Source organism: Acrocarpospora sp. B8E8, assembly GCF_039871605.1.
Lineage (GTDB): Bacteria > Actinomycetota > Actinomycetes > Streptosporangiales > Streptosporangiaceae > Acrocarpospora > Acrocarpospora macrocephala.
Map to the genome: position 1 here is coordinate 51,297 of NZ_JBDPLV010000007.1, position 15,042 is coordinate 66,338.

A 15,042-nucleotide genomic window follows, 5' to 3' on the forward strand; every position below is an offset into this window, starting at 1 on the left:
GACATTCAGGAGCTCTCCTGGAGCGCGGTCAGGGAGATCGGGCGGTACTGCTGCCGCCAGACCACCGAGGCCGCCCAGCCCGACCACCAAGCCGCGGCGAGGGCGCCGACCTGGGCCAGGAGGATGGCGGCGGGCAGGCGCAGCAGGGGCGTACCGGAATAGAGTTCGAGCAGGCCTACGGCGAGGCTGACCAGGTAGATGGCCGCTCCGACCAGGGGGGCGACGGCGGCGACCGGGCTGAGACGCCAGGTGAGCATGCTGAGGTAGCCGAGCCAGAGGCCGGCGCCGATCATCGCGATCTGGAACGCGCCGGCGGAGGCGAGCAGGATGGTCGCGCCGCTGAACGGCAGGAGGGTGCCGGCCACGAGGGTCCAGCGCGGCCAGCCCGCGTCGGGGGTCAGGGATTCCGGCAGGGATGGAGCGATCAGGACGAGCAGGGCCATGAAGGCGGGCGGCAGAACGATCATCCACGGGACCGAGACCGGCAGCGAGAACGCGACGAGCGTGGTGACGACCATGCTCAGCAGCGACGCGGTGAACCCCGTCTGGGCGCGCGAGTCCTTGAGACCCAATAGCCCGAAGAAGCGAGATTTCCGGACATGTCGCCCGGCGGTGGTGGGGGTACGGACGACGTCCGGGGCGCCGTAGGTGGCCTCCAGCCAGGCGGCCCAGTGGGCGGTTCCCTCCCGCAGCACCGCGGAACCCCGATCCCACCAGGTCACGCCATGCGCGCCGCGTCTACGTGGCACCCCCTCGCCGCGCTGTCCTGGAGCGGGGTTCTCGCGACGGGTGAACCAGGCGAACTCCCCCGAGCTCCGGACCGCGTCGGGCACTTCCATGATCTCCCGCTCCAGATCGGCGACCGCGATGGTGAGCAGGTCGATGGCCTGGTCGGCCGTGATCCGCGAGGCGCGATCCCGGCGGAGCAGTCCGAGCAGGGCAGGGCGCAGCAGCCAGGTCCGCTGCACGGGCGGCGGCTCCTGGGTCAGGGCGGCCACCGGGTCGCGCCGGTCGTAGGGCGGCTCGCCTTCGACGGCCGCGAACAGCGTCGCCCCGAGCGACCAGAGATCGCTCTCCGCGCCGCCTTCCTCGCCTCTGATCCGCTCCGGCGCCATGTACGACAACGAGCCCACGATCGTCCCGCGGGTGGTGATCGTCGGATAGCCCGACGGCGGCGCGATGCCGAAATCCGTTAAGACCACCTCCCCGTCGGGACCGAGGAGGATGGTTCCTGGCCTGATGTCGCCGTGCGCGATTCCCGCCGCGTGCGCGACCCGCAGCGCGTCCAGCACGTGCAGGACGATCCGGGCCGCCTCGCGCTCCGGCAGCGGGCCGAGGCGTGCCAGCCGGTCCTCCAGCGACTCCACGTCGAGCAGTTCCATGACGATCCACAGGCCGTCGGAGTCGTCGACGACGTCGTGGACCCGGATCACGGATGGATGCCGTAATCGCGCTGTCGCCCTGGACCAGCGCCGGATCCGGCGCGCCGCCTGGTCTCGATCAGCCGGCGTGGCGTGCACGGGGACAGGCACCCGTTTGAGCGCCACGTCCCGCGAGAGCACCTCATCGTGGGCCTGCCACACCGAACCCGTGCCACCGCGCCCCAGTTCCCGAACCAATCGGTAACGACTGGCGATGGCGCGGGCGTGCCTCACTCCCGAGTCCGGCATGTCCCGGAAATTACACAGACGACCGCTCCACGTCCAGACTCCACGAGTCAATGGATCGGTGAAGCTTTCATCTGGAGTCCCAGTTGTACGCGATAGACCAGGTCAGGCCGATAACGCAGGTGACACCCTATGCAACGAAATTTCCGGGAAAATGGTCGGTCGCCCGACTATCACGCATTGTTGACCCCGCCTACGGGGCTCCTGATAGGACGAACACCTATCGACCAACAGGAGACGACATGCCGGGAAAATGGGTCCAAACCGCCCTCGCCGTAACCGCGGCCACCGTCCTGCTCCCCGCCCCCGCGAACGCCGCCACCCCCTGCCCGTCCCCCGGAGCCCTCTGCTTGTACGACGGCCCCTCCTTCACTGGCACCGTCTTCACCGCCAGCGCCCTCAACCCGACCGGCGTATGCGTGGACCTCACCGCCCACGGCTGGGGCGGCGGCCGAGTCAAATCCGCCGTGAACCGCAACACCAAAACCGCCGTCCTCTACACCTCCACCAACTGCACCCTCGGCGGCCCATTCCAGTACATATTCCCTAACCAACTGGTGTCCCCAGTAGGCCTAACAGCCAACAGCGCCTACGTGTACTAAGCCCTTCGCTAGCACCGAGCGCCGTCACGTGAAGAGCGAATGACTGGTACCGCTGCCCCCGGCACCAATTGATCGCCGTGGAACTCCCACCCACCCAGCCCGTTTGTTCCCCTCGGGCTCCGCCCGCCCCCGCCATCACCGCGGTCGCCCGAAGGAAGCGACAGCTTGATCCGCGTGGTTCTCCCACCCACCCAGCCCGTTTGTTTTCCCACGGGCTCTGCCCGACCCCGCCATCACCGTGGTCGCCCGAAGGAAACGACAGGCGCATCGCCGTGGTTCTCCCATCCACCCTTTCGTTTCCTCCGAGCTCGCCGTCCCACGAACCACAGCCACCACACGGTGGAACTCCCCTTGTCCTCCGCCGAGCTCCGCCCGAGCCCACCGTCCCCGTGATTCCCCACACGAACCACAGCCGCCACACGGTGAGACTCGCCCCTTTGTCCTCCCTCGGGCTCGCTCGCCCCCCGCCATCGCGGTTGCGGTGGGCACGATCGTGTGGGAATGGTGCGCCGCAGTCGAAACGATGTCGAATCCGGGTGGGCGTGGGTCACAGGCTGGTGGGCAGGCCGAAGGCTGGGAACAGCGATGGTTGTTCGAAGGCGGTGATATCGGCTAGCTGGCCGTACTCGATGTGGAGGACGGAGAGGACGAACGGGTGGAACGCCTCGTCGGTAGGGCGGCGTAGGTAGCCGGCTACGGCGGGCTGGCCGTTGGCGGTGGTTGGGAGGAGTCGCCAGCGGCCGAGGGTGGTCATGCCGGCGCGCAAGGCGCGGGCGACCTGCTCGCGGCCTGTCCACTGTCCGATCGCCGGGGAGATGGACAGGCGGACGTCCTCGTGCAGCACGGCGATCAACGCCTCCGGGTCAGCCTGTTCGTGGGCGGCGATGTAGCGCTGGAGCAAACGGCTTTGCTCCGGGTCGGGTTCGGCGGCCGGGGACCAGTCCAGCCTGCCTCTGGGCCAGCGGTGGTGCAGCGTCGCGTGGGCGCGTTGCAGGGCGCTGTTGACTGCGGGCACGGTCGTCTCGATGAGGGCGGCGACCTCGGTGGCGGGCCAGGTCAGCACGTCGCGCAGGATCAGCACCGCGCGCTGCCGTGGCGGCAGCAACTGGATCGCGGCCAGGAACGCCAGCGAGATCGTCTCCCGGCTCACCGCCGTCGCCTCCGGGTCAGGCTGATCGGCGACCAGCTCCGCGTCCGGATAGGGCTGCAGCCATGGCATGGCCGCGACGGATGGGTCGGTGCCCGATGGCGCCCCGGTGGCTCGGCGGGCGTCGCGGCGCAGCGTGTCCAGGCAGGCGTTGGTCGCGATCCGGTAGAGCCAGGTGCGCGCACTCGATCGGCCCTGGAAGTTCTCGCGCGAGCGCCAGGCGCGCAAGAACATCTCCTGGACGTGATCCTCGGCCTCGTCGTACAACCCGAGCATCCGGTAGCAGTGCACGTGCAACTCGCGCCGGTATCTGCGTGTGAGGTCGTCGAAGTCCGGCTCGTCTCCGTTCACGGGTGCTCCTCCTGTCCGGGCCACGCCCATTCTGGCGCGGGTGTACGCGTACTCGCGTGCCGTGGCCATCGCGATGACCGCGGTCACGAGCCGTCACCGGTCTCGCGTGGGCCAGCACTCACGAACGAGCGATGAGTTCCCCGGGCAGGCACGTCTGTATGGGTGAACGGACCCATAGAAGGACAGCAAGAGGATGGGATTTGTGGAGGCGAACATCTCGATGTCGCTGGACGGCTTCGTCACCGGCCCGAACCTCGGTCAGTACCCGGGACTGGGCGAGGGCGGCGAGATCCTGCATGACTGGGTCAAGGAGGATCGAGGCATGGACTTCGCCATCGGGGAGGAGCGCCAGATCGCCGGGGCGGTCATCACCAGCCGCAAGGTGTACGAGGAGACCAGCGGCTGGGGCGTCGACGGGTTCCACCGGATGCCGGTGTTCGTGATCACCCACCACCCGCACGAGGTCGTCGTGAAGGACAAGACCACGTTCACGTTCATCACCGGGGGCATCGAGCAGGCCATCGAGCAAGCGACCGCGGCCGCCGGGGACAAGCTGGTGCACATCATGGGCGGCGCCAGCATCATCCAGCAGGCACTGGCGGCCGGGCTGATCGACGAGCTGTTCCTGCACGTCGCCCCGGTGATCCTGGGCGACGGCACCCGGCTGTTCGAGCACCTGGGCGGTCAGATCCAACTGGAACGGGCCGAGGTGATCGAGTCCCGCCATGCCACTCACCTGCGGTATCGGGTCCTGAAGTAGCGCGTCGGTCGAGCTGGATAGGCCGTCGGCGGTGGGGCGGCGGCTTCGACCTGGCGCACCCGGCTCACGAGCCGGAGTCCCTCGGCCGAACATCGGCACCGCCCCACCAACCTCTCTGGAGTCCCTACGGAACGCCCCCAGACGCCCGTGGGGGCTACGCGATACCCGCGGGACGATGCGCGATTTCTTCCGGGCGTTGCGGCTGGGTGGCAAGCTGACCTTCTTCGATTCCACCGAATCGCGCGCGAGCTCTGCCCGCCTTTTGGCGAAAGCCTCGCTCCGGGACCCCGCCACGCTTTCATGGCCAAAGCCGCTCCCGGGGCCGAAGGCCGATGGGGCCGAGCGCGAGCGTCCCAAAGGGCGGGTGGGTGGGGGATCCACCCCAGCCCTAGGAGGTCCAGAGCGGCGTGTGGCCCTGGACCTCCTAGTGGGTGGTGGTTACACGGCGCGGAAGACGGCGGTGAGTTCGCGGTCGGTGGTCATGTCGGTGAGGTGGCAGGGGGTGGTGGTGCCGGTGCAGGCGCCTTCCCAGTGGTCGAAGACGGATTTGTGGCCGTCGACTGGGGCCAGGTCGCTGGGGGTGACTTCGGCTTGGCCGGTTGCGGGGTATTTGAAGGAGCATTGGGCGCCTGTGTAGCCGCCGGGACGGTAGATCGCGCTGAACGCGTAGCACGAGGGGCCGTCGAGGGAGGAGCCGTTGGTGGTGGCCTCGGCTCGGGGGTAGACGCGGTTGAGGTCGCAGTTGCCGATGCAGATGTCGGAGAGGACCTTGATGCTGAGTTTGAGGTAAGTCGCGGGGGCGAAGGTGGCGGTGACGTTTCTGGCCTCGGTCATGGTGACGGTGCAGCGGGGGTCCGTACCGGTGCAGTCGCCGGTCCAGCCGGTGAACCAACCTCGGGTGCCGTTGTCAGGGCGTAGGCCGATTTTGGTGGTGTTGTCGTAAGTGCCCGTACAGTAATCGCCGCAGTCGATGCCGAAGGCGGGGTTGACCGTGCCGGGGTAGACGCTGGTCACCGTGCCGTCGCCGGTGGTCGTCACGGTGAGGCGGTGCTGGGCGGGGGCGCACGTCAGGGCGATGGCGTGGGTGGTGTCGTCGATCGACACGTGGGTGACGCCCGCCAATGGTTTGCCCACATTGCAGGGCTTGCCTTCCAGTTCGTCGAGAGAGGCCAGGCCAGGTCCGGCGGGGCCCTGTTCTCCCTTCGCGCCCGGAGGACCTATAGGCCCCTGCGCGCCTGGATCACCTTGGGGGCCGGCAGGGCCCTGGATTCCCTGTGGTCCAGCTGGGCCGATCTTGTTCCAGGAGACGGCCGTCTCGACCTGGTTCAGGCAGCGCTGGCCCTTCGCCGGGTCGATGATTCGCAGCGTACCGAGCAAGCGGTTGATGCAGCCGTTCATATCGTCCGGGGCGGCGGCCGCGGCGAGTGCCGTACCCGATCCGCCGAGGACGACGACCACGGCACTCGACACGAGCAAAGCGCGGAACTTTCGCATCATTGGATGTCTCATGGGGGCGACCTTCCTGCCGCGCCCCTTGCGGCACATGAGTAGCCCCCTGCTCAACCTCCGTGAACATTTCATCGTTGTCCGGGCTGATCACGGCTCGGGATCCGGCCTTGGTTGCCGGGATACGGGAGGCGTCATATGTTGCTGCGAAACAATTCGTAGATTCTTGCGAAATGTTTCGCACGTCCCAAACCCCAGTCGACAGCGCCGAGATCCCCCAGGAGCAAAGATGATCAGACACCTGCGCCGCCTGACCGATCGCCTCAGCGCCGTACCGTCCCATCCGTCCAGACTCGCCGCGCTGACCGCGGCCGCGCTCGTGGTCGCGGCCCCGCTCCCCGCGCAGGCCGGAACCCCCTCATTCCACTGCAGAAACGGGTACGTCGGCCTGACCTACGACGACGGCCCCACCCCGGAGACCACGTCCAGCCTGCTCCACGCCCTGCGCGCCGCCAACGCGAAAGCCACCTTCTTCAACACCGGCACCGCCGCGCAAGCCCACCCCGAACTCGTACGCGCCCAGCAGCGCGCCGGCATGTGGATCGCCAACCACACCATGACCCACCCGCATCTCACCCAGATCGGCGAACCCGCGGCCTTCAACGAGATAGCCGACACCCAACGCGTCCTGCGCCGGATCACGGGCGACCGGCCCACCCTGTTCCGCCCCCCATTCGGCGAGACCAACGACCAGGTGCGAGCCGACGCGGCGCGCCTGAAGCTCCTCGAAGTCCTGTGGACGGTCGACTCCCGGGACTGGGCTGGCGCCACCACCGCGGAGATCGTGGCCGCCGCGGACACCCTCCAGCCCGGCGGAATCATCCTGATGCACGACTGGGCTCAGCCGTCCGTCGACGCCGTCCCCCAGATCGTGAGCAATCTCCGCAAACGCGGCCTATGCCCGGGCAAGATCGCCTTCACGCCTCGCAAGATCCCTTACAGCGACATCTTCTTCCACGCCGTCGCCGTAGCTCCCTGACACACGTCCGGCCGCTGGGCGCCCTGGACGGAGATCCGGGCGCCCTTGGCCGGAGATGGGTCGTTACCGGCCGTACCGGCGCTTGAACCGCTCGACGCGGCCCGCGCTGTCGACGATGCGGCCGCGGCCCGTGTAGAAGGGGTGGCTTTCCGAGGACACGTCCACGTCGACCAGGGGATATGTATTGCCGTCTTCCCATTCGATCGTCTTGGAGCTGGTGACGGTCGATCGGGTGAGGAACGCGAAGCCTGTGGTCGGATCGCGGAAGACCACCGGGTGATACTCGGGGTGCAGGTTCTTCTTCATGGTCATCGCTCCTCTCGGAAGACCACGTGCTTGCGGACGATCGGGTCGTACTTCTTCAAAGTCAGCCGATCGGGGTGTTCACGGCGGTTCTTCCGGCTCACGTACGTGAACCCGGTCCCCGCCGTCGAACGGAGCTTGATCACAGGTCGGAGCTCGCTTCTGGCCATCGGCACTCCTCTCTGCGCCGTGTAATGCATCGGGAACCGTTTTCATTCCCACCGTCAAACGCCCACAGGACGCCGGGATTGACTAGCGTGGAAACGACTGCCCAACCCCCGGGAGAGGAACGCCATGATCTGGCACAACCTCAGCGCCAAGCAGCAGGACCAAGCCACCGACTTCGCGAACGAACTACGAGTCCTGGGCATCCCCGACGCCGACCCCGGCCAATGCGCCGATCACCTGAACAACTGCTTCCAATGGAAGCGCGCCGAGATCACCCTCGCCCAGCTCTGCGAACGCACCGGCTGGACGATCCCCAGGTGAGAGGCTTTCCTCCCACCTTACGACACCGCCCGCAACCGGTGTGATCTAGCGACATCCCCCACAATCGTGCGATCTTCAGGGGGTCCCCGACTCCGGAGCGAGCGATGTCAAACCCGTACGGGTACGAAGGCCAGCAACCCCTCTACGGTCCGCAGCCCGGTCAGGTCCCCCCGCCCCGCGCCAACCCCATCCCCGCGATGGCGACCCTCTTCACGCTCGCCTTCCTCATGCTCGTCGGCGGCGGTTTCTCCCTGTACGTCGTCCTCGCCAACGACCCGCCCGCCCGCGAGCCCCTGCCAACCTCACGAACCCAGGAAGCCGCCGTACCACCCAACACCCCAACGAACCCGCCCACCACCCCGGCCGCAGACCCCGCGTCCCAGCCCCCCGCCACCGGCGGCGACGTCCTCATGTCCGACAACGGCACCGGCAACAAGACCACCGCCCAGTTCACCGCGGACGCATCCTGGCAAATCCACTACACCTACGACTGCTCCACCAACCCCATCGGCACCGGCCACGTCTCCGTCACCATCAAGTCCGGCACCCAAACCATCGCCAACCCCGTCTCCGAAATAGGCACAAAAACCGACAAGACCACCCCCCAAACCACCCCAGGCACCTTCACCCTAGAAATCACCTCCATCGGCTGCACCTGGACAATCGAAGCAATCGACACCCCCTAAATCCCATCAATCAGGAATCTAAATACGTCAGAGCAGACCATCCGCTCGCGACGAGGGCCTGGCTGCTAATCGGACACCCGGGGCCGCTAAGCTAACGTGATAGCCATGAAGAGTGTCCAGCAGTATCAAGCGGCCTCCATCGCGCGGCTCGCCAGCTGGCTGACAGACCACTCCGATGACGAGACACGCTGGCGCTTGATCTCCGAGTTCCTGGAGGAGTACAGGCATGAACCGCCTGCTGTTCGGCTCGCGCTGCTGACACCCGAACCCTCCAGCGTCGGAGACCCCCACTGGGATGTCTTCCTCGCCGCCTTGGCCGAACACCTCGCCGCCAAGGAAGGCCACGCAGGTCCACCCTGGAGCGAGTCCCGCCGACTCCACCAGTTCTGGTTCCCGTTCAACACCCCCGCAGCCCGCGTCGACGCCTTCGTCCACGCCCCAGCTTCATTCCGCCGCCGCGGCGTCTTCATCCACCCTCAGGAACTGGAAGTCGCATGAGTGACTCTCCTCTCCTCGATCGAACCGCGATAGAAGATGCGTTCCGACGTCTCGGCGATCGCCTCGCACGCAAGGGCGTCGTAGCCGACCTGTACGTCTTCGGCGGGGCAGCGATGGCCTTGCCTACGATTCCCGAAGATCCACTCGCGATATAGACGCCATCTTCGAACCTCACGGAATCGTCCTCGACGAGGCACATGCCGTCGCGTCCGAACTCGGACTCCCGTCGTGGTGGCTGAATGAGCAAGCCAGCGCTTACGTGGCTCCCGGCGGCGATAGCTCGGCTCGCCGAGTATTCGACCATCCCGGCTTGCGGGTATCCGCCGCTTCGCCCGAGCATCTACTCGCTATGAAGGTCCTGGCGGCACGAAGGCGGGACAGCCCTGACATTCGAGCCCTCGTCGAACGCCTCGCTCTCGACACCGCCGAACAAGTTTTGGCGCTCTGCGCGGAGATCTTCCCCGACGAGCCCATTCCGGATCGGGCCCGCGCCATCCTTGAGGACCTTTTCAGCGGCTGAACTAAGCTGCGGGGATGGACGCTCATGGTCGTACGGAACGGCTTGAACTCGCTGATCAGGAGTTGAGGGAATGGGAGGCGACGGTTCTCGACGCCACGCCTGAAGGGATCGTGCTCAGCCGGTCCGCCTTCTATCCCGGCGGCGGAGGGCAGCCCGCCGATGAGGGCACCCTGCTGTGGCAGGGCGTCGAAACCCGGATCGCCGGGGTACGCAAAGGTGACGACCTCTACCTGATTCCCGTCGAAGGCGAACCTCTCCCCACACCTGGCACCATTGTGCGCGCGGCCCTCGCCGACGAACGCCGTTCAGCCCTGATGCGCACCCATTCGGGCCTCCACGTCCTGTGCGGCGTCGTCTTCCGCGACTACGGCGCCCTCGTCACCGGCGGCAACATGGAACCCGCCAAAACCCCCGGAACAGGCGTCGTCGGAACCGCCCGTATGGACTTCAACCTCCCCGAAGTCCCGCCCGGCTTCAAGGAGGCCGTCGAAGCGGCCTGCAACGCCGAAATCACCGCAGACCGCCGCGTCGACATCCGCGTCCTCCCCCGCGACGAGGCCTTCGCCATCCCCGACATCATCCGCACCACCACCAACCTGATCCCCGACGACGTCAAGGAAGTCCGCATCGTCGACATCGTCGGCCTCGACTGCCAGGCCGACGGCGGCACGCACGTCGCCTCCACCCGCCAAATCGGCCGCATCCGCGTCGCCAAAATCGAAAGCAAGGGCAAGGGCTTCCGCCGCGTACGCCTGGAAGTCGGAGACTGACACCAGCACCCTGTAACCCTCGTCCCTGGCGCCGCGATCCCCTACAGCAACGTATCCGCGCCGACCCCGGGTGGCCGTCATGCCTTTGCCGATCTTCGGGATGAAGACGGGAGACCGAGGGTCCGGCATGGTGCCGCCGCCGGTTGCCCTGGAAGGACCGATCGAGTTACGGGTGCACGGCGTCGGCGGGTCGACGCCGCAGCATCTGCTCGCCGACGCGGCTCCCCAGCAGGTCGGCGGTGACCATATCTCCGGTTTCTACCGGACGGCGGACGCGAGTGGCCGGCACGTCGAAGGGTACTCGTGGGGCGGCCTGACCTCCCGCAGCGGCGTACGCGTGCTGTGGCTGCTGCTGCTCCCGTTCGCCCTGGCCAACCTGGCGGGGTGGATGTGGCCGTTCACCGTGACGCGGACGGCCAGACGCTTCGCGATATTCCGGGTGGTCGCCCGGTTGGCGGCGCTCGCCCTCACCGTGAACGTGGTGCTCCTGGTGAGCGCGGTCGCCATGGACTACGTCGGCTACCAGTGCGGTGGCAACATCAAATGCGCGGACTCGTGGTGGATGAGCCCGTTCCGGATGGCTTCGGTGGCCTCGTTCCCCGGTCGGCGCATCCTGCTGGGAGCGGTGGTTCCGCTGCTGCTGCTCGTGCTGCTGGCGGTTCTCACGTACCGGACGCAGCGCCGGTACGAGTCGGTCAGGCCGCCGGGCAGCCCAGGTCCGCGCCGGCCGTGCGTACAGAACGCGGCCTGCCTTGAGGGCGGGCTGCGGAACCCGGACTTCTGGAACACCGGCCGTTACACCCGCTATCTCGGCGAGATCCACATAGCCGCGGGTCTGGCCTTGCTGGCGCTGATGGTCGCGACCACCGTGCACGGCACGCTCGAGTCGGCGCCCGGAATGCGGATCGGGGCGGGGCGGAGCCTGGCTCCGGAGTGGCTGTGGTCGGGTTCTGTCTGGATTGCCGTGGCCGTGCTCATCGTCGCCGTGCTCGCCGTCATCCCGGAGAAGGTGATTGGACCGCTCCGGTGGCTCGGCTTGATCCTGACCGTGCTGGCGATCGGGGCTCTGCTGCTCGCTGGGGCGATGGCTCTGCTGGAGCCCGCCATGACGGCGGTGGTGCCGAATGCCGTGACTCCGCATGAGCTGCCGGGTTTGCGGCCGGTCATGAACTGGGTGTACGGCGGGATCATCGTCGCGCTGCTGCTCGTGCCCGTCTGTTTGATCGCCGCGGCTCTGGACCGGAAGAAGCCCCTGCGTACGGTCCAGCTGATCGTCGTGGCCGCGGCGCTCGTGGGCATGTACTTCATGCTCGATGTGATCGACCGCCCGTACGGCTGGGTCATCGTGGCGCTGATCGTGGCCATTGGGATCATCGTGGTCGGGGTCGTCAACTCGGGACAGTTGACGGCGTTCCGCTGGGGCGCGCCCTTCATCGTGCTCACCATCGCGTTCGGCCTGGCCAACACCGTGCTGGTGGGTCTGATCGTCCGGGTGGCCGACACGCTCGGCGAGATCAAGTACACGTTCGCCGCCACCGAACCCGTCCCGGACAACGGCCGAATTATCGCGGTATTTCCGGTGATCAGTGACGTGGCCGCGTACCTCATCTTCGAGCCGGTGATCCTGATCCTGATCTTCGCGGGGTGGCAGGTCATCCGCTGGTGGCGGGCGGGCCGGTCGAAACCGGCCCAGGCGATCGCCGACGAATACTACGAGAAGGAGCGGCCCCTGCCGGATGACCGGGGGTGGGTGGCGAGCACGGTCAAGCTCGACGGTGGCGCGTTCAATCCGGATTGGGCGACCCCGGAGATGCGGGCCTGGCCGGGGCGGGTCAGCAGGGCGCGCAAGCTGGCGGAGCTGCCACGCGACCTCGACCTGCTGTTCACCTCGATCGTCGTGATCGGCATCCTCCTGTTCGCCTGGCTGGAGATGCACATCTGGGCGGACGACATCCGCCGCCCCTCCCCCTGGGCGGCCAGCCTCGGCACCGCCATCGCGACCCTGCTGCCACTGGCCGCGCTCCTCCTCGCCCGCGCGGGCTGGCAGAACCACAAGACCAGACGGGTCATCGGCGTCCTCTGGGACGTCGGCACATTCTGGCCGCGCGGCTACCACCCGCTCGCCCCGCCCTCGTACGCGGAACGTGCCGTCCCCGAACTTCAGCGCAGGATGTGGTTCCTGCACGACAGCGGCGCCCAGATCCTGCTCGCCGCCCACAGCCAGGGCGCGATCCTGGCCGCCGCCGCGCTCAGCCAGGACGGCCCGGACCAGGTCCGGCCCACGGGCATGAAGGTCGTCCTGGCCACCTTCGGCTCACCGATGCGCAAGCTCTACAGCTGGGGCTTCCCGGCGTATTTCACCGAGGAAATCACGCAATCCCTCCTTCCGCAGAGCGGGACCACCTCCACCTGGCGGAACTTCTACTACCTCACCGACTACATCGGCGGCTGGATCGTCGACGACGGGGAGAACTCCGTCGACAAGAAGCTCCCCGACCCGCCAACCTGCCAGTTCACGTACGGCGACGCGCCACCTCAGATCGGCAGCCACACTGGTTACTGGAAGGACCCGGCGATGTGGCGGGAAATCGACCTGATAGCCCCCGGCCCCCCGACAACCGGCGGCTAACCATTTGGTGGCCGAATCGTACGGATTTGATGGAGATCGGGGTCCATGTCGGAACGAGGTCGCAATCATGGCCGTATGAGGGAGACGGGCAGGGGTGCGCTGGTCGGGCTGGCGGTCGGGGCCGTACAGGCCGTCCTGTGGGCGGCAAGCGCGCCGTGGGACGGGCACTCGGGCGTGCGCGGTCCGCATTCCCTCGGAATGACGCTGGCAGCCTTCCTGATCGGCTCGGGCGTGGCGGCCCTGCTCCGGTTGCGCCGCTGGCCTCTCGTCGCGTTCACCGGCGCAATCGCCACGCTCGCCCTGGGCAAAGCCCTATGGATGATCGCGCCCGAGACCACCTTCTACGGCTTCGACCGCGCACTGCTCGGCGGCGTACACCTGCTGTCGGCGCTGGCCGGATTCACCGTCGCCGCCTGGGCACTGGCCACCACGAGACGGTGGCAGTCCAGGATCGCCTCACTCGGCGCGCTCGCCGCCGTCTGCGTGCTGGCCGTTCCCTTGGAAGAGCCCGCCCGGCACTGGCATCTGGCGCGCGCCTTCGAGCTGCTCGGAGTCCCGCTGGTGGCACCCGACATCGCGGGGCATGGGCTGTACGCTGCCGAAGCGCCGGTCGTCGGCGGGGCGAATGAACCGGTGATCCTGCTGGAGTACCGGCGCGTCGGTGCGGAGACTGTAAGCGGGAGCCGCCTGGGCATCCAGGTGATCGTGCGCCGGGCCTCGACCGCGACCACCGCGGAGGCGTGCGCGACGCCGTACTACGCCGAGTCGTGGGAGTACGAGAACGGGCCGCCCTGCCGCGCGGCCACCCGGGATCGGTGGGCCCGCTACGGATGGGAGGGACGGATCGCGGTGTTCACCCACAGCGGTGGCGCGTTGGTCCAACTCGAAAGCCACGGCGTCGAGGAGCCAGCCCTCCTGACAGCCGCCGAAACAATCCGACCAACCTCAGCCGAGACCCTCGCAAAGCAGGTCCACCCAGTCCGGTGAGCTCCATCCTCCGGGCGAAAACCACAGGATGCCAAAGCCATGAAGGACCCTGACCCATCCTGGCCAGTCAGCCCATGGCCGCCGTCCAGGACCCCTCAGTAGCCCGGCCGAAGGCGGTTAGCCCAGCGAGCACTCGCGCGACGATTTCACCATAGGCATAGCGGCCAGTTCACCATCAACCCAGCGACCATTTCACCGTGATCATGACGTCAATCTCACCATCAACGGTGGCGTTTGTCGGTTTTTCGAGGGTGACCCGTGCCGGCCTGGGTGATCCAAAGCGTCCGTCGCTCATCATCGATCGCGTACCAGATTCGCCCACCGCCGGTGACCTCGTACTGCCAATGTTCGAGTTCACTCCCGTCAATCTTGACGGTACGCAGATCGAATTTGAGGCGATGCTGGCGTGACAGATCATCACGGCCGCGCGGGTCCCCTGTAATAGCCAACCAGGCGCGGTCCAGATTCTCAGGCACCTGGGCCAACAACGTGGCCCAGCCCTGAGCCGCTTGCCGATCAACCAAGCGCACGATCCAACCGGTAGGCCGCCGGACCTCATCACCGCGTCCAAGCTGATTACTCGTCACCAGCGCCACCCGGCCGAGGCAGCTCAAGAGCCATGCTGGTCTCGAACGGACCACGCAGGCGGCGGGCCAGTTCCGGGTCGGAGTAGATCTCCGCAGTGGATATCCACTCCCGCAGAGCCCGAGCGAAGGGAACCAACAACCCGGTTTCGGCACCCGCTAGCAAGTGGTCGAGCAGCTCGCTGACACATTCGAGACGGGCCTCAGCGGGCAGCCACTTTAGCCACGGCAGCTCCTCGGAGAAGACCTCCTCGGCCAACCCACGATTAGTCCGGGCGACGATCGCCAGAGACCGCGCCGCCAAGCGCAAACCGTCGGTCATCGCCTGAAAGCGTTCCGAACGCATCAGCACCAGGTTCTCGGCGTCACGGCGCTCGAGGATGACATCCGCGTCATCGAGGGCGGGAAACACACTGGTCTGCTTGTTGATCAGCGTGGAGAACGGAAAGGACTGTGTCGTCATGCATCCAGACTACACGAGAGTTCGAAAGTAGTTCAGTCATCTTGCCGGGGCTCATCGTCCCCGGAATCCACTCGCCTTACAAGCCGAGGGGCCACTGGTTC

17 protein-coding genes are annotated in these 15,042 nt (G+C 67.2%); 10 read left to right on the plus strand and 7 right to left on the minus strand.

Annotated features, from left to right (window positions below):
* Window positions 1–5: 5 nt before the first annotated feature.
* Window positions 6–1,670, minus strand: a complete 1,665-nt coding sequence (locus ABGB08_RS08765) for a serine/threonine-protein kinase (protein WP_347588202.1) — start codon at window positions 1,668–1,670, stop codon at window positions 6–8.
* A 239-nt stretch (window positions 1,671–1,909) separates the two neighbouring features.
* Here ABGB08_RS08765 and ABGB08_RS08770 point away from each other — a divergent pair, with 239 nt between their 5' ends.
* Window positions 1,910–2,269 carry a peptidase inhibitor family I36 protein gene (locus ABGB08_RS08770; RefSeq protein ID WP_347588204.1) on the plus strand — a complete coding sequence of 120 codons (360 nt, stop codon included), beginning with the start codon at window positions 1,910–1,912 and terminating at the stop codon, window positions 2,267–2,269.
* A 547-nt stretch (window positions 2,270–2,816) separates the two neighbouring features.
* On the opposite strand, the gene ABGB08_RS08775 is transcribed toward ABGB08_RS08770, so the two are convergent.
* Window positions 2,817–3,854 carry an RNA polymerase subunit sigma-70 gene (locus ABGB08_RS08775; RefSeq protein ID WP_347588206.1) on the minus strand — a complete coding sequence of 346 codons (1,038 nt, stop codon included), beginning with the start codon at window positions 3,852–3,854 and terminating at the stop codon, window positions 2,817–2,819.
* A 106-nt stretch (window positions 3,855–3,960) separates the two neighbouring features.
* Between ABGB08_RS08775 and ABGB08_RS08780 the strand changes: the two genes are divergently transcribed.
* A complete protein-coding gene (locus ABGB08_RS08780) occupies window positions 3,961–4,527 on the plus strand; it encodes a dihydrofolate reductase family protein (RefSeq protein ID WP_347588208.1) in 567 nt (188 codons plus the stop codon).
* A 438-nt stretch (window positions 4,528–4,965) separates the two neighbouring features.
* Here ABGB08_RS08780 and ABGB08_RS08785 read toward each other — a convergent pair whose 3' ends face one another.
* Complete coding sequence (locus ABGB08_RS08785; RefSeq protein ID WP_347588210.1) at window positions 4,966–6,036, minus strand: hypothetical protein; 1,071 nt, start codon at window positions 6,034–6,036, stop codon at window positions 4,966–4,968.
* Between the two features lie 226 nt (window positions 6,037–6,262).
* On the opposite strand from ABGB08_RS08785, the gene ABGB08_RS08790 reads away from it, so the two are divergent.
* The gene (locus ABGB08_RS08790) at window positions 6,263–7,012 is read left to right on the plus strand and encodes a polysaccharide deacetylase family protein (RefSeq protein WP_347588212.1); all 750 of its coding nucleotides are present in this window, start codon (window positions 6,263–6,265) and stop codon (window positions 7,010–7,012) included.
* Between the two features lie 63 nt (window positions 7,013–7,075).
* On the opposite strand, the gene ABGB08_RS08795 is transcribed toward ABGB08_RS08790, so the two are convergent.
* On the minus strand, window positions 7,076–7,318 hold the full coding sequence (locus ABGB08_RS08795; RefSeq protein WP_347588215.1) for a type B 50S ribosomal protein L31: 243 nt from the start codon (window positions 7,316–7,318) through the stop codon (window positions 7,076–7,078).
* Between the two features lie 2 nt (window positions 7,319–7,320).
* Window positions 7,321–7,485 carry a 50S ribosomal protein L33 gene (gene rpmG / locus ABGB08_RS08800; RefSeq protein ID WP_155361794.1) on the minus strand — a complete coding sequence of 55 codons (165 nt, stop codon included), beginning with the start codon at window positions 7,483–7,485 and terminating at the stop codon, window positions 7,321–7,323.
* Between the two features lie 124 nt (window positions 7,486–7,609).
* On the opposite strand from rpmG, the gene ABGB08_RS08805 reads away from it, so the two are divergent.
* The 7 genes from ABGB08_RS08805 (at window position 7,610) to ABGB08_RS08835 (ending at window position 13,894) form a co-directional block, all read left to right on the plus strand.
* On the plus strand, window positions 7,610–7,804 hold the full coding sequence (locus ABGB08_RS08805; protein ID WP_155344011.1) for a hypothetical protein: 195 nt from the start codon (window positions 7,610–7,612) through the stop codon (window positions 7,802–7,804).
* A 104-nt stretch (window positions 7,805–7,908) separates the two neighbouring features.
* The gene (locus tag ABGB08_RS08810; RefSeq protein WP_347588219.1) at window positions 7,909–8,490 is read left to right on the plus strand and encodes a hypothetical protein; all 582 of its coding nucleotides are present in this window, start codon (window positions 7,909–7,911) and stop codon (window positions 8,488–8,490) included.
* A 105-nt stretch (window positions 8,491–8,595) separates the two neighbouring features.
* Complete coding sequence (locus ABGB08_RS08815; RefSeq protein ID WP_347588221.1) at window positions 8,596–8,988, plus strand: hypothetical protein; 393 nt, start codon at window positions 8,596–8,598, stop codon at window positions 8,986–8,988.
* Between the two features lie 310 nt (window positions 8,989–9,298).
* Complete coding sequence (locus tag ABGB08_RS08820; protein ID WP_347588224.1) at window positions 9,299–9,508, plus strand: hypothetical protein; 210 nt, start codon at window positions 9,299–9,301, stop codon at window positions 9,506–9,508.
* A gap of 14 nt (window positions 9,509–9,522) precedes the next feature.
* Window positions 9,523–10,278, plus strand: coding sequence for an alanyl-tRNA editing protein (locus ABGB08_RS08825; RefSeq protein WP_347588227.1), 756 nt, complete (start codon window positions 9,523–9,525; stop codon window positions 10,276–10,278).
* 79 nt (window positions 10,279–10,357) lie between these two features.
* Window positions 10,358–12,907 (plus strand): hypothetical protein, encoded by a 2,550-nt coding sequence (locus ABGB08_RS08830; protein WP_347588229.1) that lies wholly within the window; start codon window positions 10,358–10,360, stop codon window positions 12,905–12,907.
* Between the two features lie 75 nt (window positions 12,908–12,982).
* Window positions 12,983–13,894: a hypothetical protein gene (locus tag ABGB08_RS08835; protein WP_347588231.1), complete on the plus strand. Its 912-nt coding sequence runs from the start codon at window positions 12,983–12,985 to the stop codon at window positions 13,892–13,894.
* 221 nt (window positions 13,895–14,115) lie between these two features.
* On the opposite strand, the gene ABGB08_RS08840 is transcribed toward ABGB08_RS08835, so the two are convergent.
* Complete coding sequence (locus tag ABGB08_RS08840; protein WP_347588233.1) at window positions 14,116–14,490, minus strand: hypothetical protein; 375 nt, start codon at window positions 14,488–14,490, stop codon at window positions 14,116–14,118.
* Window positions 14,471–14,941 (minus strand): hypothetical protein, encoded by a 471-nt coding sequence (locus ABGB08_RS08845; protein WP_347588235.1) that lies wholly within the window; start codon window positions 14,939–14,941, stop codon window positions 14,471–14,473. The genes ABGB08_RS08840 and ABGB08_RS08845 overlap by 20 nt, the downstream gene beginning before the upstream one ends.
* Between the last annotated feature and the right edge of the window lie 101 nt (window positions 14,942–15,042).